Origin of the sequence: Salegentibacter maritimus, assembly GCF_016236915.1 — a bacterium.
Lineage (GTDB): Bacteria > Bacteroidota > Bacteroidia > Flavobacteriales > Flavobacteriaceae > Salegentibacter > Salegentibacter maritimus.
In genome coordinates this window covers 58,375-83,324 of record NZ_JAEHOK010000012.1, presented here as the reverse complement: position 1 = coordinate 83,324, position 24,950 = coordinate 58,375, and the positions used below count along the sequence as shown (strand labels likewise).

The window sequence follows — 24,950 nt, the reverse complement described above, 5'->3', positions numbered from 1 at the left end:
ACCAATATACTATTATGTGCGGAATTGTAGGATATATTGGGCACAGGGATGCTTATCCCGTTGTCCTTAAGGGGCTTCAAAGACTGGAATATCGTGGATACGATAGTGCAGGAATTGCCCTTTATGATGGAGAAGAACTTAAGCTTTGCAAAACACAAGGTAAGGTTGCGGCTCTAAAAGAAAAACTTGAAAATACCATAACTACCAACGGAAATGTTGCGATAGGCCATACACGCTGGGCTACTCATGGAGAGCCAAGCGATGTAAACAGTCATCCGCATTATTCAAATTCGGGAGATTTAGTTATTATTCATAATGGCATTATAGAAAATTACGATGCTTTAAAAAAAGAATTGAAAACCAGGGGGTACACCTTTAAAAGTGATACCGATACCGAAGTATTGGTTAATCTTATTGAAGATGTAATTATAAAAGAAGGTGTTAAGCTTGGTAAGGCCGTTCAAATTGCATTAAACCAAACTATTGGTGCTTATGCAATTGCGGTTTATAATAAAACCAAACCAGATGAAATTGTTGTGGCTCGTTTAGGGAGTCCGCTTGCCATTGGAGTTGGGGAAGATGAATTTTTTATAGCCTCAGATGCTTCGCCTTTTATTGAGTATACCAATAATGCAATTTACCTGGAAGATGGTGAAATGGCTGTGGTACGCAGGGGGAAAGAGGTTAAAGTACGAAAGATTCATGACGATACTTTAGTGGTTCCTTATGTTCAGGAGTTGCAACTTAATCTAGAGCAGATAGAAAAAGGTGGTTATGAGCACTTTATGCTTAAAGAAATTCATGAGCAACCAACTGCAATAAAAGATACTTATCGGGGTAGGATGTTGCCCGACGAAGGTATAATTAGAATGGCAGGAGTAGACGATAATCTGGAACGTATAGCTAATGCGAAACGAATTCTTATCGTGGCCTGTGGTACCAGCTGGCATGCCGGTTTAGTTGCCGAATATATTTTTGAAGAACTGGCGAGGATTCCTGTAGAAGTGGAATATGCTTCAGAATTTAGGTATCGTAATCCTATTATTTCAGAAAAAGATGTCATTATAGCAATTTCCCAAAGTGGGGAAACTGCCGATACGATGGCGGCTATAAAACTTGCCAAGGAGAAAGGTGCATTTGCTTTTGGGGTTTGTAATGTGGTGGGGTCTTCTATTTCAAGAGAAACCCATGCAGGGGCTTACACTCATGCCGGTCCCGAAATTGGTGTGGCTTCAACAAAAGCTTTTACCACTCAAATTACAGTACTTACTTTATTGGCTTTAAAACTTGCCAAACAAAATGGGACTATTTCTCATACAGAGTTCATGACCTATTTGCAGGAAATGGAGCGTATTCCTTCTAAAATTGAAAGTGCTTTAGAGGGTGATGAACATATAAAGATGATTGCCGATATTTATAAGGATGCCAGAAACTGCCTTTACTTGGGTAGGGGGTATAACTTTCCGGTTGCATTAGAAGGGGCACTTAAGCTTAAAGAAATTTCCTATATTCATGCTGAAGGCTATCCGGCTGCCGAAATGAAACACGGTCCTATTGCCCTTATTGATGAAGAAATGCCGGTAGTAGTGATAGCGACTAAAAAAGGGCATTATGAGAAGGTGGTGAGTAATATACAGGAAATCAAGTCTAGAAAAGGTAAAATTATAGCTATTGTTACCGAAGGTGATACCGAAGTAAGAGAACTTGCCGATCACGTAATTGAAGTGCCTGAAACCCTGGAGCCTTTAACACCACTTGTTACAACCATTCCGCTTCAGTTGTTGTCTTACCATATTGCGGTAATGCTTGGGAAAAATGTAGATCAACCCAGAAACTTAGCTAAGTCGGTTACGGTAGAATAACGGCGTATTCGATTTAAGTAAGAATATATAAATCCCTTTTGAAATTTTCAGGAGGGATTTTTGTTTTAATGGCTGCTTAAGGCTTAATTTTGCTCGCTTTTCTAAGCTTGAAAAAAGTTATTTTAAGAGAGGTATGATTTTATTTAGAAAAAACTATCTTTGCAGCCTGAAAATACCTTTCTGCGTTTTTAACGCATTGTGAATTATAATATTGGGGTTTTCAGATATTTTAAATACGAAAACATTAAAGAATTAAATAATGTCTAAAGTAACAGGTAAAGTTGCCCAAATTATTGGCCCTGTAGTTGATGTTGTGTTCGACTCAGAGAATGCTGAATTGCCAAAAATCTATGATTCTTTGGAAATCACCAGAAAAGATGGTTCCATTTTAGTTTTAGAAGTGCAATCGCACATTGGAGAAGAAACTGTGAGAACAGTATCTATGGATTCTACCGATGGTTTAAGCCGTGGTGTAGAAGTGGTTGCTACAGGAGCACCTATACAAATGCCAATTGGTAAAGATGTATATGGTCGTTTATTCAACGTTGTTGGAGATGCTATTGACGGTCTTGGGGAGCTTCCTAAATCTGGAAAAGATGGAATGCCTATCCACAGGGAAGCACCAAAATTTGAGGACTTATCTGTTTCTACAGAGGTTTTATTTACCGGGATTAAAGTAATTGACCTTATTGAGCCTTATGCAAAAGGTGGTAAAATTGGTCTTTTTGGTGGTGCCGGTGTAGGTAAAACTGTATTGATTCAGGAATTAATTAATAATATCGCAAAAGGCCACGGTGGTCTTTCTGTATTTGCCGGGGTAGGAGAGCGTACTCGAGAAGGAAATGACCTTCTTCGTGAAATGCTTGAATCTGGTATTATAAAATATGGTGACGCTTTTTCTGAATCTATGGAAGAAGGCGGTTGGGATCTTAAAAAGGTCGATAAAACTGCAATGTTAGATTCTAAAGCAACTTTCGTTTTTGGACAGATGAACGAACCGCCAGGGGCGCGTGCTCGTGTGGCGTTATCAGGACTTACAATAGCCGAATTTTTCCGTGATGGAGCGGGAGATGGCCAGGGGAAAGATGTTCTTTTCTTCGTAGATAATATTTTCCGTTTTACACAGGCTGGTTCAGAGGTGTCTGCGCTTCTTGGGCGTATGCCTTCTGCGGTAGGTTATCAGCCAACTTTGGCAACAGAGATGGGTGCGATGCAAGAGCGTATTACTTCAACTAAAAACGGATCTATTACGTCTGTACAGGCTGTTTACGTACCTGCCGATGACCTTACCGACCCGGCGCCGGCAACAACATTTGCCCACCTGGATGCAACTACGGTACTTTCACGTAAAATTGCCGAGCTAGGTATTTACCCTGCGGTAGATCCATTAGAGTCTACTTCAAGAATTCTTACTGCCGATATTTTAGGTGACGATCATTATAAGTGTGCACAACGAGTAAAAGAGCTTTTACAGCGTTATAAAGAATTGCAGGATATTATTGCTATTCTTGGTATGGAAGAACTTTCTGAAGAGGATAAGCTTGCTGTATCACGTGCCAGACGTGTACAACGTTTCCTATCTCAGCCTTTCCATGTAGCCGAGCAGTTTACCGGTTTAAAAGGAGTTTTGGTTGATATTAAAGATACTATTAAAGGATTTAATATGATTATGGATGGTGAATTAGATCACCTTCCGGAATCGGCTTTTAACCTTAAAGGTACTATAGAAGAAGCCATTGAGGCCGGAGAAAAAATGTTGGCTGAAGAAGACTAATTTATTTTTAGCCGCAATTGTAGGTAACACAAACTAAAATATGATGTCCTTGTAATAGTTGTAGGCTGTAAACTAAAAGATATGTACTTAGAAATAGTAACCCCTGAAGCTGTAGTTTTTAAAGCTGATATTAATGCAGTAAAAGTTCCCGGTCATGCCGGAGAATTTCAAATGCTGAATAATCACGCGCCTATAGTTTCTACTTTGGTTGAAGGTGAAGTTAAAATAGAACTTGCTGCCTCTAACAAGGAGCTGGACGATGAGCTTTCTGGAGACTTCAGAAAAGATAAAGGCAGTAGTAATATTCTTTATTATACGATAAAAGGTGGTGTTTTAGAATTGAAAGATAATAAAGCTATTATTCTGGCCGATTAATTTTAGAATATTTAATACTTGAGAAGCCGGACAAACGTCCGGCTTTTTTTATGTCTGTTTAATTACTAAATGTAAATGCTGTGAAGTCTGTTAAGGAGCAAAATAAAGCTTATCTATATGCGGTTTTGGCTGTACTGTTGTGGAGCACGGTAGCGGCGGCCATGAAGTTGTCTTTAGAGTATTTTGACTATCTACAATTGCTGTTTCTTGCGGTTTTAGGTTCTTTAATCTCTTTGTTTTTTATACTGGTTCTTCAGAAGAAATTAAAAGAGATTTTTCGCTTTCCGAAAATAGCTTATTTGAAATCGGCTGTTTTTGGTTTGGTAAATCCTTTTATATATTATGTAGTCCTATTTAAAGCTTACTCTTTACTGCCTGCACAGGAAGCGCAGCCTTTAAATTATACATGGCCAATAATGATTACCTTACTTTCTATTCCTATTCTAGGTCAAAAGATTAGCGTTAAAAATTTTATAGCTATTGTTATTAGCTTTTTGGGGGTGGCAGTAATTTCTACACAAGGCAATTTATTATCTTTCTCTTTTAGCAACCCTTATGGGGCATTGTTGGGGCTTGCTTCTGCCGTGATCTGGGCTTTGTTTTGGATATATAATATAAAAGATAAGAGAGATGAAATCAGTAAGTTGTTCCTTAACTTTTTGTTTGGAATGATATATATTAGTATTGCGCTATTTGCATTTTCAGAGTTTCCTTCTTTTTCGATAGAAAGCTATGCTGCGGCTGCCTATGTTGGTCTTTTTGAAATGGGAATCACTTTTGTAATTTGGTCTTTAGCCTTAAAGAAATCTTCTCATGCCGCAAAGGTTAGTAAGTTTATCTATTTGGTGCCTTTTCTATCTTTAATAGTTATCTATTTTGTGCTGGGAGAGACTATTCTTTTGTCCACAATCGTAGGGCTTGTTTTTATCGTAAGTGGTTTGGTTTTTGACAATATTAATTTCTCCAGGCTTTTAACAAAAATTAAAAACAGAAAAAAACTTAGGAAGCTTTAATTAGTCTTTTGGGGTGTAATACAAAATATCTCCGGGCTGGCAGTTAAGAGCCTCGCAAATCGCTTCTAAAGTTGAAAATCTAACGGCTTTGGCCTTTCCTGTTTTTAAAATTGAAAGATTTGCTTTGGTAATTCCAATTTTTTCAGCCAGTTGGTTGCTTTTTACGCCCCGATCTTCCAGGATTTTATCTAGATTTATTATAATTGGCATAACTAAACGGTTAATTCGTTTTCTTCTTTTAAAATTTTAGCATTATTGAAAATACTCGAAAGGAATATTGAAAATAAGCCTATACCTATCACAAACCAAAAATCAAATAGATCTGCACTTATCCTTAAACGTCCTTGAAATATAATCCTGAATATAAAATATGCCAGGGCGTCAATAATAGTAATGTATATAATTAACTGGCCAATTAATCTGAAGCTTGCAATCTGAAATCTCGTAAATAATTGGCCGGCAAGTAAATTTTTCATCAAGTTTTTAAATAATAGGAAGATGTAAATCCAAAATCCGCCTGATAATATTTCATAGGTTAAAGTGGTGTATAGTGCATTTCCCGATTCGATTTTAAACTCTTCAGCATCTCGCAATATTTTAAGTATATCCCATGGATTAATAAAGACTGCATAAAGTAGAAAACCAAGTAAAATTATCCAGCCAAAAATCATAAGATAATAAGCTATGCTGAAAATATTCTTAAGCCATTCTGAAGATTTCATTTTTAGACGGTTATTGTTTAACAATAACAAATTTATATTTAATTATTGAAAAACAATAATTCTGTTAATGATAATTGGTAAATTAATTTCAGCATTTTAAGAAATTTGCTAAGAAACAGGCTTCAGGAAATGATTAAAAATGAGAAGCTGCTAAATCGGTGTGCTTTCTGCAGCTTTATGGGGGTTTTGGTAATAAAACTTCAATAAATCTATTATATTTGCGAGGAACGGACTTTTTGAGAGATAATATATGCTAACAGCAATACTTTTAGGTTTTTTATTCGCGTTGTTTCTGGTATTTACAGGAAAGTTCTTCAGGGGGAAAATGGCCATCCTTTCGGCGCTTATCCCGGCAGGCCTTTTTGCTTATTTTGCCAGTTTTATTCCAAAGATTAGTTCAGGAGAAATTATTAGTAGAACTTACCAATGGGTTCCGGCATTTGGCGTAGATCTCAGTTTTAAACTGGACGGCCTTTCGCTTCTTTTTTCCTTAATGATTACCGGGATTGGTTTCCTGGTGTTTGCATATACCGCCTCATATCTTAGGGGGCACAAATATTTAGATAGGTTTTACGGATATTTAAGCCTTTTTATGGCGGCCATGCTTGGGTTGGTGCTTTCTGATAACCTAATCTCTATGTTTGTATTTTGGGAGTTAACCAGTATAAGTTCATTTTTTCTTATTGGTTTTAATAATACCAATCCGGCTTCACGAAAATCTGCCTTAACAGCATTGGGGATAACCGGTTTTGGGGGATTTTCTTTGTTGGCAGGAGCTTTGTTGTTAGGCAGTATTAGTGGTACGTATAGTATTTCTGAAATGCTTTCTATGAAAGAAGCCATAGCCGGTAGTGAATATTATATCCTGGCGGTAGTTTTTATCTTTGTGGCTGCATTTACGAAATCGGCTCAATTTCCTTTTCATTTCTGGCTGCCCGGTGCCATGAAGGCGCCTACTCCTGTTTCAACTTATTTGCACTCGGCGACGATGGTAAAAGCGGGTATTTATCTACTTATGCGTTTTACGCCGGTATTAGGAGATCAGGAATTTTGGAATACTACTTTAATAATTGTAGGTGGTGTTACGATGGTTTACTCTGCTGTACACGCCCTTTTTAGAACCGATCTTAAAGGAGTTTTAGCTTATTCTACTATTTCTGCCCTTGGAATCCTGGTATTCTTAATCGGATTAGGAAGTAAGGACGCTTTTTTGGCTGCCTCGGTTTTTATAATTGTTCATGCCTTATATAAAGCTACTTTATTCCTTGTAACCGGAATAATAGATCACCAAACGGGTACCAGGGATGTAACCAAATTGGCAGGACTTCGAAAAATTATGATGCCTGTGGCAATTGCAGGTATTTTAGCAGCGATCTCAAGTGCGGGTATTCCGCCAACAGTTGGATTCTTAGGGAAAGAGCTTACCTATGAAGCTAGTTTGCACGCTGAAGCTTTTACAGTAGTTATCGTGGTAGCTATTGTTTTAACTAAAATATTATTGCTCTGGGCCGGTTTTGTAGCTGGAATAAAACCTTTTACCGGAAAGCTTTCTGAAGAGTATACAAATGTAAAAGCCCCCGATTTCTTAATGTGGGGGCCGGCAATTATCCTGGCTGTTTTAGGTCTCATATTTGGGATATTTCCAATGATAATAGAATCGGCTTTAGTGAAACCTGTGGTTTCAGCTTTAGGAGCTGATGCTTCAGAGTATCACCTTGCGTTATGGCATGGTTTCAATACGGTCTTGCTATTAAGTGCTATTACTATTGCCGTGGGTGTTCTTCTTTACTTTCTAGTGAAACCTTCAGTGAAACTTGAAAATAAGATTGGAAAGTTAGAGTTTATTTCGCCAAAAAGTATTCTGGAAAAAGGAACGCACTATTTTAATGTGTTTTCTGCATTCTGGACTAATGTATTCCAAAATGGCTATTTAAGAAATTATGTGACTACAATAGTACTGTTTCTGGTTGTTTTGGTGAGCTACATTATGTTTGGAAGTTCTAGAGTAGTGATAGATCATACGCAACTATCTCAGGTTACTGCTTATGAATTGGTGGTAGCCTTAATTTTAATTGCCGGCGTTTTCTATACGGTTTTTACAAAATCGAGACTTGCTGCCGTGGCGGCTATGGGTGTTGTTGGTTTGGCAATTTGTTTGATTTTTGTTTTTTACAGTGCGCCCGATTTGGCGATGACGCAGTTTTCTATAGATACGTTAACCGTAATTTTATTTGTATTGGTGCTATATAGATTGCCGAAGTATTTGACTCTTTCAGACTATAAAATGAGGATTAGGGATGGGGTATTGTCGGCAGCTTTAGGTACAGTAATATGCCTATTGGCACTTCAGGTTTTAGCTGAACCAACCAATAGTGAGGTTGGTGATTTTTATGCTAAAAATGCTTATATAATGGCTAAAGGAAAAAACGTGGTAAATGTTATTCTTGTAGACTTTAGGGGCATAGATACATTTATGGAAATTTCAGTATTGGCTATCGCAGCCATAGGTGTTTTTGGCTTGTTGAAACTAAGGCTGAAAAGTACCGATAGGTCCCAGTAAAGACAATGTTAAAAGCCATTTAGGCTTACTAAAATTTATACAGATGAGTACGCTAATTTTAAGAACAGCTTCTAATTACCTTTTACCGGTATTGCTGGTGTTCTCTATTTTTATATTATTGCGCGGGCACTATTTGCCGGGCGGTGGCTTTGTGGGTGGCTTAATTGCTGCAATTGCATTTGTATTGCACGCTTTCGCCAATGGCCTGGATGATACTAAAAACTTATTGAGATTTCACCCCGGTTTTTTGATGCCGGTAGGCTTAGCTCTTGCTTTTTTTAGCGGGTTGTCTCCAATATTTGTTGATCAGGCTTTTATGACAGGGCTTTGGTTCCCCGAACCTTTCCCTGTAATTGGTAATGTAGGTTCAGCTTTATTTTTTGATATTGGGGTATACCTTGTGGTAATAGGTGTTACCCTCACAATAATATTTACAATCTCAGAATCAGCTTAATTTATGGAAGTTCTTTTAGCGATAATTATTGGGATTCTGTATGCTGCGGGTATTTATATGATGCTTCGCAGAAGTTTGGTGAAACTCATTATTGGAATTATACTCTTAGGAAACGGGGCCAACCTGCTTATATTTCTTCTTGGAAGAATTACTGAAGGGGCACCGCCAATTATCCCCGGAGAATCCAAAGTGTTTTTAGAGGCATACGCAGATCCTGTTCCGCAGGCATTAATATTAACCGCTATCGTAATTAGTTTCGGTTTACAATCTTTTGCCATTATTCTTGTGAAAAGAGCGCATAAGGTGGTTAAAACCGATGATCTGGACGAAATGAACGCAACAGACGAAGATTCATGACACAACAATTAATATTATATCCTTTACTGCTGCAATTATTATTGGCTATTTTGCTCATGTTTTTTTGGAAAAGAATTGGAGCGCAGCGTGTAATTAGTATACTTGGTAGCATTGTTCACCTTGGTGTTAGCATAGGTGTCTTTGCCTATATTTGGAACAATGGAACTCAAACCGTGCAGGCAGGTAGTTGGGAGGCGCCTTTTGGTATAACCTTTATCGCCGATACCTTTGCAATAACCATGGTTTTATTAACCTCTATTGCCGGGTTGGCGGTTTCGATATTTTCAGCGGGTTCTGTAATTAGCGACCGATTAAGATTTGGGTATTTTCCCATATTTCACTTCTTATTATTAGGACTTACCGGGGCTTTTTTAACCGGTGATATCTTTAACCTATATGTTTGGTTTGAAATTATTATAATTAGCTCTTTTGTGTTAATAACTATTGGTGGTGAAAAAGCTCAATTGGAAGGGGCTGTAAAGTATTTTACACTTAATTTTCTGGCCTCCATGATATTTTTAACCGCCATTGCGGTGCTTTATGGTTTAACCGGAAGCCTTAACATGGCCGATCTTGCCAATAAAGTAGCTGCAGTTGAAAACCGGGCCCTGGTAGAGATTACCGCTATTTTATTTTTAATTGGCTTCGGAATTAAATCGGCGGTTTTTCCTCTGTATTTCTGGTTGCCGGCTTCTTATCATACGCCGCCTTCGGCTGTGTCGGCTATTTTTGGTGGTTTGCTTACTAAAGTAGGTGTATATGCCTTGATTAGGGTTTTTACCCTGATTTTTGTTGAAGATGTGTTCCTAGATCAAATCTTACTGGTGCTCGCTATTTTTACACTTTTTAGTGGAGCTTTGGGCGCGCTGGTTCAAAATAATATTAGGAAAGTATTTTCATACTTAATTATTTGCCATATTGGTTATATGATTATTGGATTGGGAATGTTTACCGAAGTAGCCATAGCCGGAGCAATTTTTTACCTGGTTCACGATATCCTTGTAAAGACAAATTTATTTATGGTTAGTGGGTTGATTTATCGCATTAAAGGCTCTAATAGCTTACGTGCATTGGGCGGGTTTTATGCCCAATATCCTAAGTTGAGTTTGTTGATGTTTATCCCATTGTTCTCATTGGTTGGAATCCCACCTTTATCTGGTTTTTGGCCTAAAATATCGTTGATTACCGCTAGTTTTGATACAGGAAGTTATTGGAGCTTGGCAGCTATTATCTTTGCAAGTTTTATTACCTTGGTGGTAATAGCAAAGCTTTGGGCCGAAGTTTTCTGGAAAGATGCACAGGAAATACCGGTTAAACCTAAGTTTAGGTATTACCACAAGATTAAAAAAATAAAAAGGATTCAAATAATAGTACCTATTGTTTTCTTAAGTATGGTGACTTTGTATGTAGGTTTTGGTGCAGAACATATTCAAACCCTGGCAGCAAGAATTGCATCAGAATTAATAGATAACCAACTTTATATAGATGCGGTACTTAACACACAAATATCCGAATAATGAAGAGCAGGTTTGTATCTAACTTATTACTCACCTTTGTATGGGTAGCCCTTACAGGAGATTTTAGTTTTCAAAATTACCTGTTTGGATTCCTTGTGAATTTCTTTATTCTGTGGGTTATTACGCGAGGAAGTAGTGATGCACGGTATTTTATGCTTCTTCCTAAAGTTATTGCTTTCTTTTTCTATTTTTTATGGGAACTGTTTAAAGCAAATTTGCAGGTAGCTTATGAAGTGGTTACCCCAAACTTTAGAATGAAACCGGGAATTGTTAAAGTTCCTCTTACCATACAAAGCAACCTTGGGATAACTTTTCTGGCAAATATGATCTCGCTTACGCCGGGTACATTAAGCCTTGATGTATCTAACGATAAAAAGGTGCTTTATGTGCATAGCATGTATATAACCGATAGGCAGGAATTTATCGATGGGATAAAAAATGGATTTGAAAAACGTATTTTGGAAATATTGAGATGACGCTAACCGATTATTTATATTATATAATTTTACCAATTTTGGCCTTTTCGGTATTGCTTATAGTTTACCGATTTATAAAGGGACCAAGCATTGCCGATAAGATTATTGCTCTAGATGTTTTAATCACTACCGGGATTGGAATTATTGGTGTGTATAGTATTATACACGGAAGATCTACTTTTCTAGATACCGCAATGATTCTTGCATTGATTGCTTTTTTAAGTACAGTAGCTTTTTCTTATTACCTTGAAAAAAGAAATAGAAAGAAATGAGTTCAGTAATAATTGTAATTTTAGTTACTTTAGGAACCTTGTTCGTTTTGCTTTCGGCAATCGGACTTATAAGAATGCCCGATACTTACATGCGAATTTCGGTGAATACTAAGGCTGCAACCCTGGGAGTGGGGTTAATTTTAGTGGGAACAGCAGTTTTCTTTAACGACCTTTCTACTACTTCCAGAGCTTTGGTGATTATTCTTTTTGTATTCTTAACTGCACCGGTTAGTGCACATTTAATTGGACGGGCTTCTTATTTTATGGGGGTTAAGTTGTGGAAAGGTTCTATTATGGATGATCTTCGTGGGAAATATCAGAAAAACTCCTATATTTTAAAGAGTGAAACAGATGATAGCCCTGAAGATAACGTAGATCATTCTAAAATGGATGATGAGGCTTCGCAATAGGCTATTTAAAACAGGAACTCTATAGTTTAAGAAGACTTTAAGGCTATTGCTGTGTATTCTTTTAGCTTTTATTTTCCTTTTGTGTTCTTTTCTTTGCCATTAACTTGCGCTCAATAAAACCAAAAAGAAGGTTTATAGCCACTATTGTTAAGCATACAACTAAAAGTTCGGTATACATTTGTAATGCTGCAAGTGCTCCCGCACCGGCACTACACCAAATGGTAGCCGCAGTAGTTAAGCCTTTTACATTCTTACCATGCTGAAGTATGGTGCCGGCACCAATAAAACCAATTCCTGTAACTACCTGTCCCAAAACCCTGGAGGTGTCTACAAATTCATCGCCTTTAAATTCTAGCGAAACCAATATAAAAACACAAGCTCCAAGTGCCACAAGGGCGTTTGTTTTTAATCCTGCGCTTTTCCCAGAAAATTCTCTTTCTATACCTATAAATAGTCCGGCTATGGCTGCCAGACCAATGCTTATGCTAAATTCTGCCAGTTCCATATTTATTAGTTGGTTAAAGTTGTAGTTTTGCAAAATGCAGGAATTACCTTTAAAATTAGCTAAAAGTTTAGAGAATAGAAAGCAGGAAAGGGCTTTTAGAGTTCTTAACTCATCATCATCCCTTATAGATTTTTCTTCTAATGATTATCTTGGATTGGCTTCTTCCGACAAAATTTACCATAAGGCCCATGACGTCTTAAAGCAACATAATATTCTATATAATGGAGCCACCGGTTCCAGGTTGCTTTCCGGTAACCATAAGTTGTATGCGTTAACCGAAAACCTTTTGGCAGAATTTCATCAAACTGATGCAGCATTAGTTTTTAATTCTGGCTATGATGCTAATCTTGGCTTTTTTGCTTCGGTTCCACAGCGTGGAGACTTTATTTTTTACGACGAGCTTGCACATGCTTCCATTAGAGATGGTATTGCAATTAGCCATGCCAAGGCCTATAAGTTTCAACATAACAGTATAGAAAGCCTTCAAAATAGGCTTTTAAAGATAGATAAGCAGGAGGGGGCCGCAATATACATTGTTACAGAATCTGTTTTTTCAATGGATGGTGATATGGCACCTTTGGAAGAGCTTGCTAAAGTTGCAGAAAAATTCAATGCTTTTTTAATAGTAGATGAAGCCCACGCTAGCGGTATTTTTGGTGAAAAAGGGCAGGGTTTGGTTCAGGAGCTTGGAATTCAACATAAAGTTTTTGCCCGCATAAACACATTTGGCAAAGCTCCCGGTTGTCACGGAGCTGTAATTTTAGGAAGTAAGAGCCTAAAGGATTACCTGATTAACTTTTCAAGAAGTTTTATCTATACCACAGCCTTACCACCACATTCGGTGGCGACTATTCTGGTGGTTTACCGTGAGCTTTATCGTGGAATTTCACAAATTCAAAGCTTAAAAAACAATATTCATTATTTTAGAGAACAAGTAGTAAAAAATAATTTGGAGAGTGCTTTTCTTGAAAGTAAATCGGCTATTCAAAGTTGTATAATCCCAGGAAATGACCAGGTGCAATATGTAGCCCAAAACATCAATAAAGAAGGTTTTGATGTAAAACCTATACTCTCTCCAACCGTACCAAAAGATAAAGAAAGATTAAGATTTTGTATTCATGCTTTTAATTCGGAAGAGGAAATTAACCGGGTTTTAAAAATACTCGCTAAATTACTGATATCACCAGTATGATATTGAATCCTGAAATTCGCTGTAACAGGATTAATTATATGCCGGTGCTTGATTCTCATTTTATGATAAACTATATAAAGACATGAATACTTTTGTAAATATTGCCAGGTTTCAATACTCGTCTGAAGCACAAATTGTAAAAGGAAAGTTACAATCTGAAGGAATACAGGTATTTTTAGTAGACCAGGTTCTTATAGATACAGATCCTTTGTTTAGTCAGGCTGTTGGCGGCATAAAATTAAATGTTTATACTGAGGATGAGGAACGCGCCCGGGCAATTTTAAAGGAGATAGAAAGTTACTCTTTGGATGATGAAGGGAGGCCTGTGATTTGCCCAAAATGTGAGAGTGCTCGTGTAAAAGTTTATACGCATATTAAAGATGTGCGTTCTTTCTTGGCTTTTTTATTTTCATTTCTCACCTTCGCATTGCCCATTCACTATAAATACGATTACCACTGCGAAAACTGTGAAGAAAATTTCAGCTTAAACGAACAAGAAAATTGATATAAAATTAGTTTTATACCAAACCTTATTGAGGATAGAAGAATTCCTTATTAGAGATTGAATTTATAAATAATGAAACATACTTATTTTGTTACCGGTATTGGCACCGAAGTTGGTAAAACAGTAGCCTCTGCAATTATAACCGAAGCCTGTAAAGCCGATTACTGGAAGCCAATTCAGGCGGGAGATCTTGATAATTCAGATAGCCATAAAGTACAAAAATTAGTTTCTAATGCTAAAACCGTTTTTCATAAAAATAGCTTTGCGTTAAAAACACCGATGAGCCCCCACGCAGCGGCAGAAATTGATGGGGTGAAAATTAATGCTGAAAATATTACCCGGCCTGAAACGAAAAACAATCTTGTGATTGAAGGTGCCGGAGGTCTATTGGTACCTATTAGTGATAAAGAGACGATAGCCGATTTAATCCTGCCCGGAGATCGTATCATCCTGGTTTCCCGCCATTACTTAGGGAGTATTAATCATACTTTGTTAACTATAGAAGCTTTAAAATCGCGAGGCTTGCACTGTTTCGGAATTATATTCTCTGGTGAAGAAAATAAAACCACCGAATCTATTATTGAGAAAATGAGTGGTGTAAACATTCTTGGAAGAATAGAACAGGAACCTTATTTCGATCAAAATGTGATTAAAGAATACGCTGAGATATTTAGAGAGAAATTGAAATAAATTAAAAGTAGAGATTATTTAAAAAGTCTAATTTTGTCAACCTGAACCTTCCCGTCCTTTCTGGCGGGCTTGCTTCAGCTTCTAAAAAGTTCTAAATACCACAACTTAGATTCTGAAATAAATTCAGAAAGACGATTTAAAAAACTTTTCCAGATAACCTCCTGAGAATATATAAAATGAATTTAGTTACCCGAGATCAAAAACACCTTTGGCATCCTTTAACCCAACACAAAATTTCTCCTAAAGCGCTGCCAATAGTAAAAGCAAAAGGAAGTATACTTTATGCTGAAGATGGAAGCGAATTTATAGATGGAATTGCTTCCTGGTATACCGCCATGTATGGGCATTGCAATGAATATATTACCACAAAGGTTGCAGAGCAAATGCAAAACCTGGATCAGGTAGTATTTAGCGGATTTACCCACGAGCCCGCAGTAAAGCTTTCAGAAGAACTTATTAAGATTTTGCCGGGCAATCAGCAGAAACTGTTTTTTAATGATAATGGTTCTACTGCTACCGAGATTGGAATTAAAATGGCTTTGCAATACCATCATAACCAGGGAAATAATCGTAATGTGATGCTGGCTTTTGAAGAAGGTTTTCATGGCGACACTTTTGGCGCTATGTCTGTTTCTGGGCTTTCGGTGTATAATGGTGCCTTTGAAGAGCATTTTATTGAGGTTTTGCGAATTCCGGTGCCAACGGGAGAAAATAATACTGAAGTAATTTCGAAACTCAAAAACCTTATTTCTGAAAACAATATTGCAGGTTTTATCTATGAACCTTTGGTGCAGGGAGCTGCAGCAATGAAAATGCACGACGCTGCAGGCTTAAATGAAATCCTGAAAATTTGCAAAGAGCATGATATTGTTTGTGTAGCCGATGAGGTGATGACCGGCTTTGGAAAAACCGGAAAAAATTTCGCTTCAGATTATTTGCAGAATAAACCAGATGTAATGTGCCTGTCTAAAGCATTAACCGCCGGTTTGCTGCCTATGGGGCTAACCACCTGTTCGCAAAAAATCTACGATGCTTTTTATGATAATGATATTTCAAAAGGCCTATTTCATGGGCACACCTATTCTGCAAATCCACCGGCTTGTGCTGCTGCCATTGCCGGAATAGAATTATTGGTTTCCGAAGAAATTCAACAAAAAATTAAATCGGTTATTAAATCTCACCAAAGTTTTGATGAAAAAATAAAAGATCATCCAAGGGTGACCAATCGTCGTCAACTAGGCGTGATCTATGCCTTTGATTTAAATGTGAAAATGGAGCGTTATGGTAGTTTAAGAGATCAACTTTTTAAGCATTTTATGGATAATGGTGTCTTTTTAAGACCGCTTGGAAATACCATTTATATTTTGGCGCCTTTTACCATATCGCAACCCGAATTGGATAAAATCTATCAGGTTATTGAAAAGTTGTTGAATACCATTTAAAGAATAATTTAAGTTTGTGGGGCTTTAAAATGATGTTTCAAAATTTATTGGCACTGCCAAAGGGTGTAATATCCCGAAGTAGTTTTTTGATTGCAATTAATATTTTGTACTGAAACATTTAGTGATTGGTGCTGTAGACTGTATTTTTGCTGAAAAATTATTTTCTTTTGAAATCACCCGTATATATATCTTCATTATGTTCTGTTTCTGCTCTAGGTCAATCCAGGCCAGAAATTTGGGAGAACTATAAAAAGCCAAAACATTTTATTACCAAGCATCAATTTGAAAAAACCGAAGCTTTTGCGGCTTTTTTACCGGAACAAGTACAGGAAGCTATAAAATCGCTTCGTGGCCAGAAACTTAATTATAAAAAGCTGGACGACTCGGTTTTGTTTGCTATCTATTCGGCTAGAAAAGCTATTAAAGAAGCAGGTTGGGAAGATGAGAAGGACATTGGTGTGAATATTGGTAGTTCCCGTGGTGCTACCGGATTATTTGAAAAATACCATCAGGAATTTTTAGAGACCGGAAAAGCGGCTACACAAGCTTCCCCTTCTACTACTTTAGGAAATATTTCTTCCTGGGTTTCGCAAGACCTTCAAACGAAGGGGCCTGCATTTTCACATAGTGTTACCTGTTCAACAGGGTTACATGCGGTGGTAAATGCCATTGCCTGGATGCAAGCGGGTTTTGTGAATAAATTTCTGGCCGGTGGGAGTGAAGCTGCTTTAACAGCGTTTACAATTGCCCAAATGAAAGCGATGAAAATTTATGCTTCAGAAGACCTCGATTTCCCTTGCCGTGCCCTGGATATGGGGAAAAAGCGAAATTCCATGATTCTTGGGGAGGCTTCGGGAATTTTGGCACTTCAAAAGGAAAATTCTGAAAATGCCATCGCTAAAATTACGGGTATTGGCTATGCCACAGAAACTTTAAAACATAGTGTTTCAATTTCTGAAAACGGAGAATCTTTACAAAGAGCCATGAAAATGGCCATTGGGGAAAAGGATTTTTCAAAGATTGATGCGGTGGTGATGCATGCGCCGGGAACCATAAAAGGAGACCTTTCAGAAGTAAATGCTATAAAAGCCCTTTTTGGTGAAAATACGCCCGCAATAACCAGTAATAAATGGAAGCTGGGGCATACATTTGCTGCATCAGGAATTCTTAATATAGAACTTGCAGCTTTAATGCTTCAGCATCAGGAATTTATTGAAGTTCCATTTTCTAAAATTAGCAAGACACCGGCACGTCTGGAAAATATTTTAGTGAATGCCGTTGGTTTTGGCGGAAACGCGGTTTCCGTTTTAATAAGTAGAAAGTAATATATTTAGAAATCTTTCTATACTGAAGCTATATTAAAGCGCAGTTTTATTTATTTTTGAATCAAATCTATTTTTATGGCCACAAGACATAACTGGACAAAAGAAGAAATTCTAGAAATATACAATAAACCTTTAATGGAGCTGCTTTATGAAGCGGCTACTGTACATAGAAAAAACCACGACCCCAATACGGTTCAGGTTTCAACTTTACTTTCGATAAAAACCGGTGGTTGCCCCGAAGATTGTGGGTACTGCCCGCAGGCTGCCAGGTATCATACCAATGTAGAAGGAAACGACCTTATGAGCGTGAACCAGGTAAAAGCCCAGGCCTTACGTGCTAAGGAGTCTGGAAGTTCCCGGGTTTGTATGGGGGCTGCCTGGAGAAACGTAAAGGATGGTGAAGAATTCGATTCGGTTTTAGAGATGGTAAGAACCATAAATAAACTGGATATGGAAGTGTGCTGTACCCTGGGAATGATTACCGAAAACCAGGCGCAGCGTCTTGCTGAAGCCGGTTTGTATGCTTACAATCACAATCTGGACTCTTCAGAAGAATATTATAAAGAAGTGATTTCTACCCGTGGCTACCAGGATAGGTTAGATACCATTGGGAATGTTAGAAAAACCAACGTTACGGTTTGTAGTGGTGGAATTATAGGAATGGGGGAAAGTGTAGACGACAGGGCAGGAATGCTGGTAGCTCTTTCAACTTTAAGTCCGCAGCCGGAATCTGTACCGATTAACGCTTTGGTGCCCGTTGAGGGAACCCCTATGGAAGAGCAGGAGCCCGTTTCTATTTGGGAAATGGTGCGAATGGTTGCTACTGCAAGGATTGTAATGCCTGAAACGCAAGTTAGGCTTTCGGCAGGAAGAACCCAAATGAGTAGGGAAGGGCAGGCCATGTGTTTCTTTGCAGGGGCAAATTCGATCTTTGCCGGAGATAAACTGCTTACCACGCCAAATCCCGATGTAAATGAAGATATGGAACTGTTTAAATCTTTAGGTTTGAACCCTCAGAAAGCATTTGAGAAAAAGGAGCAGCCTAAAAGTGTTTCAGCTGAAGAATCTAAATATCAGAATTTAGGTGAAAAACCAAAATGGTCAAGACCCGGGCATACTATTGAGCGTAATGTAGAAGCCCAACAAAAGTCTAAGGCCAAAGCTTAAAACAATATTCAGCTTTGAGATTGAATCTGCAAGACATACCGCGGGTTAAAAACCTTTCAAAAGAAGAGTTTTTGAAAGAATATTTTATACCCGAAAAACCGGTTGTTTTTGAAGCACTTTCATCTAATTGGCCGGCAACAAAAAAGTGGGATTTTGATTATTTTAGGGATAAAGCCGGGGATGTTGTAGTGCCGCTTTATGATGGTAAACCGGCAAAGGGCCGGCAAAACTCCCATGGCCCGGCTATGAAAGTCCCTATGCGCGAATACATAGATATTCTTGAAAAAGGCCCTACAGATCTTAGGATGTTTTTCTTTAACCTGTTGCAAAATTGTCCGGAATTAATTGATGATTTTCAATATCCAGATCTTGGGGTGAAATTCTTTAAAAAGTTGCCTGTTTTATTTGTGGGAGGCGAAGGCAGTAGTGTGGTGATGCATTATGATATGGATCTTGCCAATAATTTTCATTTCAATTTTGTAGGCGAAAAAAGGGTGATTCTATATCCTCCTTCTGAAACTAAGTTTTTATATCACGTTCCACACTCTATTGTAAGTATGGAGATTATAAATATGGATGCCCCAGATTTTGAAAAATATCCGGCTTTGGCCAAAGCAAAGGGTTTTGAAGCTACTTTACAACATGGAGAAGCCTTGTATATTCCCAGTAAATGGTGGCATTATATTAAGTATGAAACCGCAAGTTTATCTATGACGCTGCGGTCATTGCCTCAAAAGCCGGGACGTATTGCCGAGGTGCTTAAAAATTTGCTTATTACTCGAAATTACGATAATTTAATGCGTAAGATAAAGGGGCAGGATTGGATAGATTACAAGAATAAAAAAGCGATTGAAAATACGCACAGAAGTGCCGGAATTGAATGATGGAGAAGGAAGAGAGCTTACACCTGGAAGCCATACCCAGGCTTAAAACTATTTCTAAAAAAGACTTTTTAGAAAATTATGTACGTCCGCAAAAACCCGTGGTTATAGAGCATCTAGTAGATGATTGGCCTGCTGTGCAAAAGTGGGATTTAGATTATATAAGCGAGGTTGCGGGCGAAAAAGTGGTTCCGTTGTATGATGACAGGCCTATTAATTCAAAACAAAAATTCAACGAGCCACATACAGAGATGAAGATGGCAAATTATATAGAGCTGCTTAAATCTGGGCCAACCAATTACCGTATTTTTCTTTATCATTTATTAAAAGAAGTACCGGTTTTACAAAACGACTTTAAATTTCCCGATCTCGGAATTCGATTTATAAAACAGTTGCCTACATTGTTTTTTGGTGGTGAGAACTCTAAGGTGTTTATGCATTACGACATCGATTTTGCTAATATTCTTCATTTTCATTTCCACGGAAAAAAACGATGTATAATTTATCCTCCTTCAGAAGGGGAATATTTGTATAAGGTTCCGCACGCACTTATATCCCGTGAAGACATCGATTTTAATAATCCTGATTTTAAGAAATTCCCGGTTTTAAAAAAGGCCAAAGGTTATGTAACCGAATTGAATCACGGAGAGGCTTTATATATGCCCGAAGGTTATTGGCACCAAATGACTTATGTAACGCCCGGTTTTTCTATGAGTTTAAGGGCTACGCCCAGAAGGCTTACCAATTTTTCTAAAGCGGTTTATAACCTGGTGGTTATGCGTAATTTTGATAACTATATGCGCAAGCTAAGAGGCCAGAAGTGGATAGATTATAAAAATGAGCAAGCCATAAAACGAACCCATAAAAGGAATAAGATTTAAAATACCTACAAACCTTACAGTTTTCTAAACTAGTGAGGGCGATAAGAGCTACTCTAAGAGCTCATTTACCACTTCATAAACCAGATTGCTCTCATAGCCTTTGCGAAGCAGAAAATCGGCTAATTTTCGTTTTTTTTTAAAAGTGTCTGGTTCTTTAAGTAAATTGAGTTTTTTTTCGGCCAGTTCGTATAAAGTAGCGGTATATTTTTCCTGTTCTATTTCGGTGAGTGCTATTTTAATAATGGGCGAAGAAATTTCCCTGAATTTCAATTCCTGTTTAATTTTAATTTTTCCCCATTTTTTAATTCTGAACTTTCCTCTTACAAAACTACGGGCAAAGCGTTCTTCATTTAAAAAATCTTCCTGCATTAACTGTATAATAATTTGCTCTTGCGCGGCGGGAATCATATTCATTTTATTTAGTTTTTCCTCAACTTCTTTATGGGAACGATCGCGGTAAGCACAAAACTGCATCAGTTTGATGGTTGCTTCTTTAATTGTGTATGACTCCTGGGATGTTTTCAAAATTTAAAATGAAAGAATCAAATTTAAGGCTATAAAAGTAAAAATTAATAGTAGTGGAATCAAATTTGATTTCTCAGGATCAAGCATAAAAAAACGCCTTCCGAATTAACGAAAGGCGTTTTTAAGATTAAAGGATTTCATTTCCTTCTCTATCGTGAAAATGATATTCCATATACGTGTAAGCGTCTCTTGGTAAAATTTTCACCCATCGCTTATGGTCTAAAAACCATTGCGAGCGGGGAGATGGAAAGCCTTTGGTTAAAAAGGCTGCAATAAATGGGTGCGCACTCAAAGTGATCTTTTTGTGATCTTTCTTAATGAGTTTTTCCAGGTCGGTTTTAATTTTGTTTATTAAAAGAATTGGTGCTTCAATTTCACCAGTACCGTTTGGATTTTCCTCACGGGTTTTAATATTCATTTCCGGCCTTACGCGTTGTCTTGTAATTTGTATCAACCCAAATTTACTCGGGGGCAAAATCTTATGTTTTGCACGATCGTCACTCATTTCGTTTCTAAGGTGATCAAACAGGGTTTTGCGGTTTTCGGCTTTGCCCATGTCTATAAAGTCTACCACGATGATACCACCCATATCGCGTAAACGCAATTGCCGGGCTATTTCTGTGGCACTAATCATATTCACCTCTAATGCGGTATCTTCCTGGTTTCTGGATTTGTTGGAACGGTTCCCGCTATTTACGTCTATTACATGCATAGCTTCGGTGTGTTCTATTACCAGGTAGGCGCCTTTGCTCATAGAGACGGTGCGCCCAAATGAAGTTTTTATTTGTCTTTCGATACCGTATTTTTCAAAAATTGGAACATTAGATTGATATAATTTAACAATCGATTCTTTACTTGGGGCGATTTCGCCCACATAGTCTTTAATTTGAGTATAAAGCGTCTCATCATCTACGGTAATAGAAGTAAAAGAGTCATTAAAAATATCTCTTAACAGGGAAGAAGCCCTGTTTAATTCTCCTAATACTTTAGAGGGATGATGTGGCTTATACATCTTTTTGCACATTCCTGTCCAGCGACCCATTAAATTTTGAAGGTCTCTGTCCAGTTCTGCTACTTTTTTGCCTTCGGCTACGGTTCTAACAATAATCCCAAAACCTTTGGGCTTAATGCTTTTTACCAATCTTTTTAACCGGTCTTTTTCTTCTTTGCTTTCAATTTTTTGTGAAACCGAAATGCGATTAGAAAAGGGGACCAATACAATATAACGACCCGCAATAGAAAGCTCTGAGCTTATTCTGGGGCCTTTGGTAGAAATAGGTTCTTTAACAACCTGAACCAGTAACGACTGATTTGACTTTAAGACGTCGGTAATTACCCCGTCTTTGTCAATATCCTTTTCGAATGTGAAATTCTTTAAGGAATAATCTTTTAATTTACCTGTGCTTACACGTTTTATGAACTTAAGCATAGAAGAAACCTGGGGGCCGAGATCATGATAGTGTAAAAAACCATCTTTCTCGTAGCCAACATTTACAAATGCGGCATTTAACCCGGGTACGGCCTTCCTAATTTTAGCAATAAAAATATCGCCAACATTAAATTTGTTGCCGTCTTCATCTTTGTTGAGTTCAATAAGTTTTCCATCTTTCAGTAAGGCAAAATCTACAGCAGAGGATTCGGACCTAATAATTAATTCTTTGTCCACACTCTATTAGATTTATATCTATAGCTGCCTAAGCAGTTACAGATGGATTAAACATTATTTTATCACAGGGTTTTAATCCTGAAGAAACCCTAAGCTTGTGAATTAATAAGCTGGGTTTCAATTTCAATGAACGTTTTAAACAAAAAAAGTAGTATGAAAACTACTTTTTCTTGTGGCGGTTAGCTCTGTTTCTTTTTTTACGCTTGTGCGTAGCTACCTTATGTCTTTTTCTTTTTTTACCACTTGGCATAGTGTTCCTTTTTAATTAATAAATTATTTTATAGCGAAACTATTTTAGAGTTTCAATTTACTTAACTTCTACGTTAGTTTTTACTCCTTCTACAAAAATTTTAGCCGGTTTAAAGGCCGGAATGTTGTGTGCGGGAATTTTAATTGTTGTGTTCTTAGAGATATTTCTTCCGGTTTTTTCGGCTCTTGTTTTTACAACAAAGCTTCCAAATCCTCTTAAATATACGTTATCTCCACTTTCTAATGAAGTTTTAACCTCATCCATGAAGGTTTCAATAGTAGCCTGGACATCACCTTTTTCCATTCCTAATTTTTCTGAAATGTTTGCTACAATATCTGCTTTCGTCATTTTCGTACTATTTAATATTATAAATTGGGATTTCTATATTTTTCAAGGGCGCAAATATAAGAATTAAATCTGCAATATTTCAAGCCTAATTCATTAAATAATAACGGAATAAACTTTTAATATTGCATCAAGTCTATTTTGTATATGGTTTTTTCTAAAGTCTTGATTAATTGGTATTTGAGGAATAAACGCGAACTGCCCTGGCGCAAAACCAGCGATCCTTATCGTATTTGGTTAAGTGAAATTATGCTTCAACAAACCAGAATAGCGCAAGGTTTGCCCTATTATTTACGTTTTGTAAATGCTTTTCCAAGTGTTTTTGATCTAGCTAAAGCAAAGCAGGAGCAGGTGTTAAAATTATGGCAGGGTTTGGGCTATTATTCGCGCGCAAGAAATCTACATGAAAGTGCTAAATATGTAGCCGATGAACTAAATGGTGTTTTTCCGGGCTCTTATAAAGAACTTAAAAAGTTAAAAGGGGTTGGAGATTATACTGCGGCTGCGGTTGCTTCTATTAGCTATAATGAACCTGTAGCGGTAGTAGATGGAAATGTTTACAGGGTTTTATCTCGCTTTTTTGATGTAGATACACCTATAAATTCTACATCAGGTATTAAAGAGTTCAGGGCTTTGGCTGAAGAACTTCTGGATAAAGAAGACCCTGCTACTTTTAACCAGGCCATCATGGAATTTGGTGCATTACAATGCAAACCGCAAAATCCGCTTTGTGAGACTTGTCCTTTAAATTCGGCTTGTCTGGCCTTGAAAAAGGATAAAATTGAAGACTTGCCGGTTAAGTTGAAGAAAACCAAAATTAAAAAACGCTACTTTAATTATTTAGTAGTGTATTCTGAAGAAAATAAAACTTTGCTTCAGCAAAGAACCGGGAAAGGAATTTGGAACGGTTTATACGAGTTTCCATTAATTGAAACTGAGAAGCCGGTAAGCGATAAGGCTTTCCTTTCCGAAGAAAATTTAAAGGAGATTTTGGGAGAACAAAAGATGTCTTTGCAATTGCATAATAAAAAACCCGTGGTGCATAAGCTTTCACATCAACATATTTATACGCATTTTTGGTGGGTGAAAGCTGAGAGAGTAGGTGGAGAGGGAATTCCTGTAAAGCAGGTTAAGAATTATCCCGTTCCGGTTTTAATTGCTAATTTCATTGAAGAAACCGGGCTGGAGACCTATTCTATATAATTTGTTTAAAGTTTTATGGAGTTTGGCTTTAATTAGCAATAAATTTTTCAGTATTTTAGGGTGTAAATTAAAGAGCCGTTTTTGGCTAAAAATAATTAATTGAGATGACAGGTACATTAAACAAAGTAATGCTAATAGGGCATACGGGAGACGACGTGAAAATGCATTATTTTGAAGGGGGTGGCGCAATAGGCAGATTTCCGTTGGCTACCAACGAAACCTATACTAACCGCACCACCAACGAACGTGTTACCAATACCGAGTGGCATAATATTGTAGTGCGTAATAAGGCTGCAGAAATTTGCGAGAAATATCTTAAAAAAGGCGATAAGGTATATATTGAGGGTAGAATTAAAACCCGAAAGTGGCAGGACGACCAGGGAAATGATCGTTATACTACAGAGATACAATGTACAGATTTTACCTTTTTAACGCCAAAAGGAGAGAGCGAAGGTGGCGGAAATATGCAACAACAAAATTCTCCTTCTCAAAACCAACAAAACACGCCTAAAAATGATAATTTTGCCGGTCAATCTATGGCAAAGGAAGAAGAGGAAGACGATTTGCCTTTCTAAGTTTAA

Annotated in this window: 27 protein-coding genes; 21 read left to right on the top strand and 6 right to left on the bottom strand. The window is 37.4% G+C overall.

Going from position 1 to position 24,950, the window contains the following annotated elements:
- The first annotated feature begins 14 nt into the window (after nt 1–14).
- From glmS to I6U49_RS17200, 4 genes are all read left to right on the top strand, one after another.
- The gene (gene glmS, locus I6U49_RS10670; protein WP_193711460.1) at nt 15–1,862 is read left to right on the top strand and encodes a glutamine--fructose-6-phosphate transaminase (isomerizing); all 1,848 of its coding nucleotides are present in this window, start codon (nt 15–17) and stop codon (nt 1,860–1,862) included.
- 259 nt (nt 1,863–2,121) lie between these two features.
- The gene (gene atpD / locus I6U49_RS10665; RefSeq protein ID WP_193711459.1) at nt 2,122–3,636 is read left to right on the top strand and encodes a F0F1 ATP synthase subunit beta; all 1,515 of its coding nucleotides are present in this window, start codon (nt 2,122–2,124) and stop codon (nt 3,634–3,636) included.
- A gap of 81 nt (nt 3,637–3,717) precedes the next feature.
- On the top strand, nt 3,718–4,011 hold the full coding sequence (locus I6U49_RS10660; protein WP_193711458.1) for a hypothetical protein: 294 nt from the start codon (nt 3,718–3,720) through the stop codon (nt 4,009–4,011).
- An 80-nt stretch (nt 4,012–4,091) separates the two neighbouring features.
- The gene (locus tag I6U49_RS17200; RefSeq protein WP_198628653.1) at nt 4,092–5,024 is read left to right on the top strand and encodes a DMT family transporter; all 933 of its coding nucleotides are present in this window, start codon (nt 4,092–4,094) and stop codon (nt 5,022–5,024) included.
- On the opposite strand, the gene I6U49_RS10650 is transcribed toward I6U49_RS17200, so the two are convergent.
- Nucleotides 5,025–5,234, bottom strand: coding sequence for a helix-turn-helix domain-containing protein (locus tag I6U49_RS10650; RefSeq protein ID WP_198628652.1), 210 nt, complete (start codon nt 5,232–5,234; stop codon nt 5,025–5,027).
- A 2-nt stretch (nt 5,235–5,236) separates the two neighbouring features.
- Nucleotides 5,237–5,746, bottom strand: a complete 510-nt coding sequence (locus I6U49_RS10645) for a DUF2975 domain-containing protein (protein ID WP_198628651.1) — start codon at nt 5,744–5,746, stop codon at nt 5,237–5,239.
- 250 nt (nt 5,747–5,996) lie between these two features.
- Between I6U49_RS10645 and I6U49_RS10640 the strand changes: the two genes are divergently transcribed.
- The 7 genes from I6U49_RS10640 to mnhG are packed head-to-tail and all read left to right on the top strand — an operon-like array spanning nt 5,997 to nt 11,792.
- Entirely contained in the window at nt 5,997–8,306 is a 2,310-nt protein-coding gene (locus I6U49_RS10640) for a putative monovalent cation/H+ antiporter subunit A (RefSeq protein WP_198628650.1), read from the top strand.
- A gap of 43 nt (nt 8,307–8,349) precedes the next feature.
- On the top strand, nt 8,350–8,760 hold the full coding sequence (locus tag I6U49_RS10635; RefSeq protein WP_193711454.1) for a Na+/H+ antiporter subunit B: 411 nt from the start codon (nt 8,350–8,352) through the stop codon (nt 8,758–8,760).
- Nucleotides 8,761–8,763: 3 nt separating this feature from the next.
- A complete protein-coding gene (locus I6U49_RS10630) occupies nt 8,764–9,117 on the top strand; it encodes a Na+/H+ antiporter subunit C (protein ID WP_079719904.1) in 354 nt (117 codons plus the stop codon).
- Nucleotides 9,114–10,634 (top strand): proton-conducting transporter transmembrane domain-containing protein, encoded by a 1,521-nt coding sequence (locus I6U49_RS10625; protein WP_193711453.1) that lies wholly within the window; start codon nt 9,114–9,116, stop codon nt 10,632–10,634. Before I6U49_RS10630 ends, I6U49_RS10625 begins: the two co-directional genes overlap by 4 nt.
- Nucleotides 10,634–11,110, top strand: coding sequence for a Na+/H+ antiporter subunit E (locus I6U49_RS10620; RefSeq protein ID WP_193711452.1), 477 nt, complete (start codon nt 10,634–10,636; stop codon nt 11,108–11,110). The genes I6U49_RS10625 and I6U49_RS10620 overlap by 1 nt, the downstream gene beginning before the upstream one ends.
- Complete coding sequence (locus I6U49_RS10615; protein ID WP_075325587.1) at nt 11,107–11,382, top strand: cation:proton antiporter; 276 nt, start codon at nt 11,107–11,109, stop codon at nt 11,380–11,382. The genes I6U49_RS10620 and I6U49_RS10615 overlap by 4 nt, the downstream gene beginning before the upstream one ends.
- Nucleotides 11,379–11,792, top strand: a complete 414-nt coding sequence (gene mnhG, locus I6U49_RS10610; protein ID WP_193711451.1) for a monovalent cation/H(+) antiporter subunit G — start codon at nt 11,379–11,381, stop codon at nt 11,790–11,792. The genes I6U49_RS10615 and mnhG overlap by 4 nt, the downstream gene beginning before the upstream one ends.
- Nucleotides 11,793–11,853: 61 nt before the next feature.
- Here the strand turns inward: mnhG and I6U49_RS10605 are convergent, their stop codons facing one another.
- On the bottom strand, nt 11,854–12,297 hold the full coding sequence (locus I6U49_RS10605; RefSeq protein WP_198628649.1) for an MgtC/SapB family protein: 444 nt from the start codon (nt 12,295–12,297) through the stop codon (nt 11,854–11,856).
- A 34-nt stretch (nt 12,298–12,331) separates the two neighbouring features.
- Here I6U49_RS10605 and I6U49_RS10600 point away from each other — a divergent pair, with 34 nt between their 5' ends.
- The 8 genes from I6U49_RS10600 (at nt 12,332) to I6U49_RS10565 (ending at nt 20,380) form a co-directional block, all read left to right on the top strand.
- Complete coding sequence (locus tag I6U49_RS10600; RefSeq protein WP_198628648.1) at nt 12,332–13,489, top strand: aminotransferase class I/II-fold pyridoxal phosphate-dependent enzyme; 1,158 nt, start codon at nt 12,332–12,334, stop codon at nt 13,487–13,489.
- An 82-nt stretch (nt 13,490–13,571) separates the two neighbouring features.
- Nucleotides 13,572–13,994: a putative signal transducing protein gene (locus I6U49_RS10595; protein ID WP_198628647.1), complete on the top strand. Its 423-nt coding sequence runs from the start codon at nt 13,572–13,574 to the stop codon at nt 13,992–13,994.
- 72 nt (nt 13,995–14,066) lie between these two features.
- Nucleotides 14,067–14,684, top strand: coding sequence for a dethiobiotin synthase (gene bioD / locus I6U49_RS10590; protein ID WP_198628646.1), 618 nt, complete (start codon nt 14,067–14,069; stop codon nt 14,682–14,684).
- A gap of 176 nt (nt 14,685–14,860) precedes the next feature.
- On the top strand, nt 14,861–16,126 hold the full coding sequence (gene bioA / locus I6U49_RS10585; protein WP_198628645.1) for an adenosylmethionine--8-amino-7-oxononanoate transaminase: 1,266 nt from the start codon (nt 14,861–14,863) through the stop codon (nt 16,124–16,126).
- A 167-nt stretch (nt 16,127–16,293) separates the two neighbouring features.
- On the top strand, nt 16,294–17,451 hold the full coding sequence (locus tag I6U49_RS10580) for a beta-ketoacyl synthase N-terminal-like domain-containing protein (RefSeq protein ID WP_198628644.1): 1,158 nt from the start codon (nt 16,294–16,296) through the stop codon (nt 17,449–17,451).
- 75 nt (nt 17,452–17,526) lie between these two features.
- Nucleotides 17,527–18,618 (top strand): biotin synthase BioB, encoded by a 1,092-nt coding sequence (gene bioB, locus I6U49_RS10575; RefSeq protein WP_198628643.1) that lies wholly within the window; start codon nt 17,527–17,529, stop codon nt 18,616–18,618.
- Nucleotides 18,619–18,632: 14 nt separating this feature from the next.
- Nucleotides 18,633–19,502: a cupin-like domain-containing protein gene (locus I6U49_RS10570; protein WP_198628642.1), complete on the top strand. Its 870-nt coding sequence runs from the start codon at nt 18,633–18,635 to the stop codon at nt 19,500–19,502.
- Nucleotides 19,499–20,380, top strand: a complete 882-nt coding sequence (locus I6U49_RS10565) for a cupin-like domain-containing protein (RefSeq protein WP_198628641.1) — start codon at nt 19,499–19,501, stop codon at nt 20,378–20,380. Before I6U49_RS10570 ends, I6U49_RS10565 begins: the two co-directional genes overlap by 4 nt.
- 48 nt (nt 20,381–20,428) lie before the next feature.
- Here the strand turns inward: I6U49_RS10565 and I6U49_RS10560 are convergent, their stop codons facing one another.
- From I6U49_RS10560 to I6U49_RS10550, 3 genes are all read right to left on the bottom strand, one after another.
- Nucleotides 20,429–20,908 (bottom strand): regulatory protein RecX, encoded by a 480-nt coding sequence (locus tag I6U49_RS10560; protein WP_394370306.1) that lies wholly within the window; start codon nt 20,906–20,908, stop codon nt 20,429–20,431.
- A 124-nt stretch (nt 20,909–21,032) separates the two neighbouring features.
- A complete protein-coding gene (locus tag I6U49_RS10555) occupies nt 21,033–22,571 on the bottom strand; it encodes an Rne/Rng family ribonuclease (protein WP_193711441.1) in 1,539 nt (512 codons plus the stop codon).
- Between the two features lie 307 nt (nt 22,572–22,878).
- On the bottom strand, nt 22,879–23,187 hold the full coding sequence (locus I6U49_RS10550) for an HU family DNA-binding protein (RefSeq protein WP_255351554.1): 309 nt from the start codon (nt 23,185–23,187) through the stop codon (nt 22,879–22,881).
- Between the two features lie 126 nt (nt 23,188–23,313).
- On the opposite strand from I6U49_RS10550, the gene mutY reads away from it, so the two are divergent.
- Nucleotides 23,314–24,369: an A/G-specific adenine glycosylase gene (gene mutY, locus I6U49_RS10545; protein ID WP_198628640.1), complete on the top strand. Its 1,056-nt coding sequence runs from the start codon at nt 23,314–23,316 to the stop codon at nt 24,367–24,369.
- A gap of 104 nt (nt 24,370–24,473) precedes the next feature.
- On the top strand, nt 24,474–24,944 hold the full coding sequence (locus tag I6U49_RS10540; protein ID WP_198628639.1) for a single-stranded DNA-binding protein: 471 nt from the start codon (nt 24,474–24,476) through the stop codon (nt 24,942–24,944).
- Nucleotides 24,945–24,950: the final 6 nt, after the last annotated feature.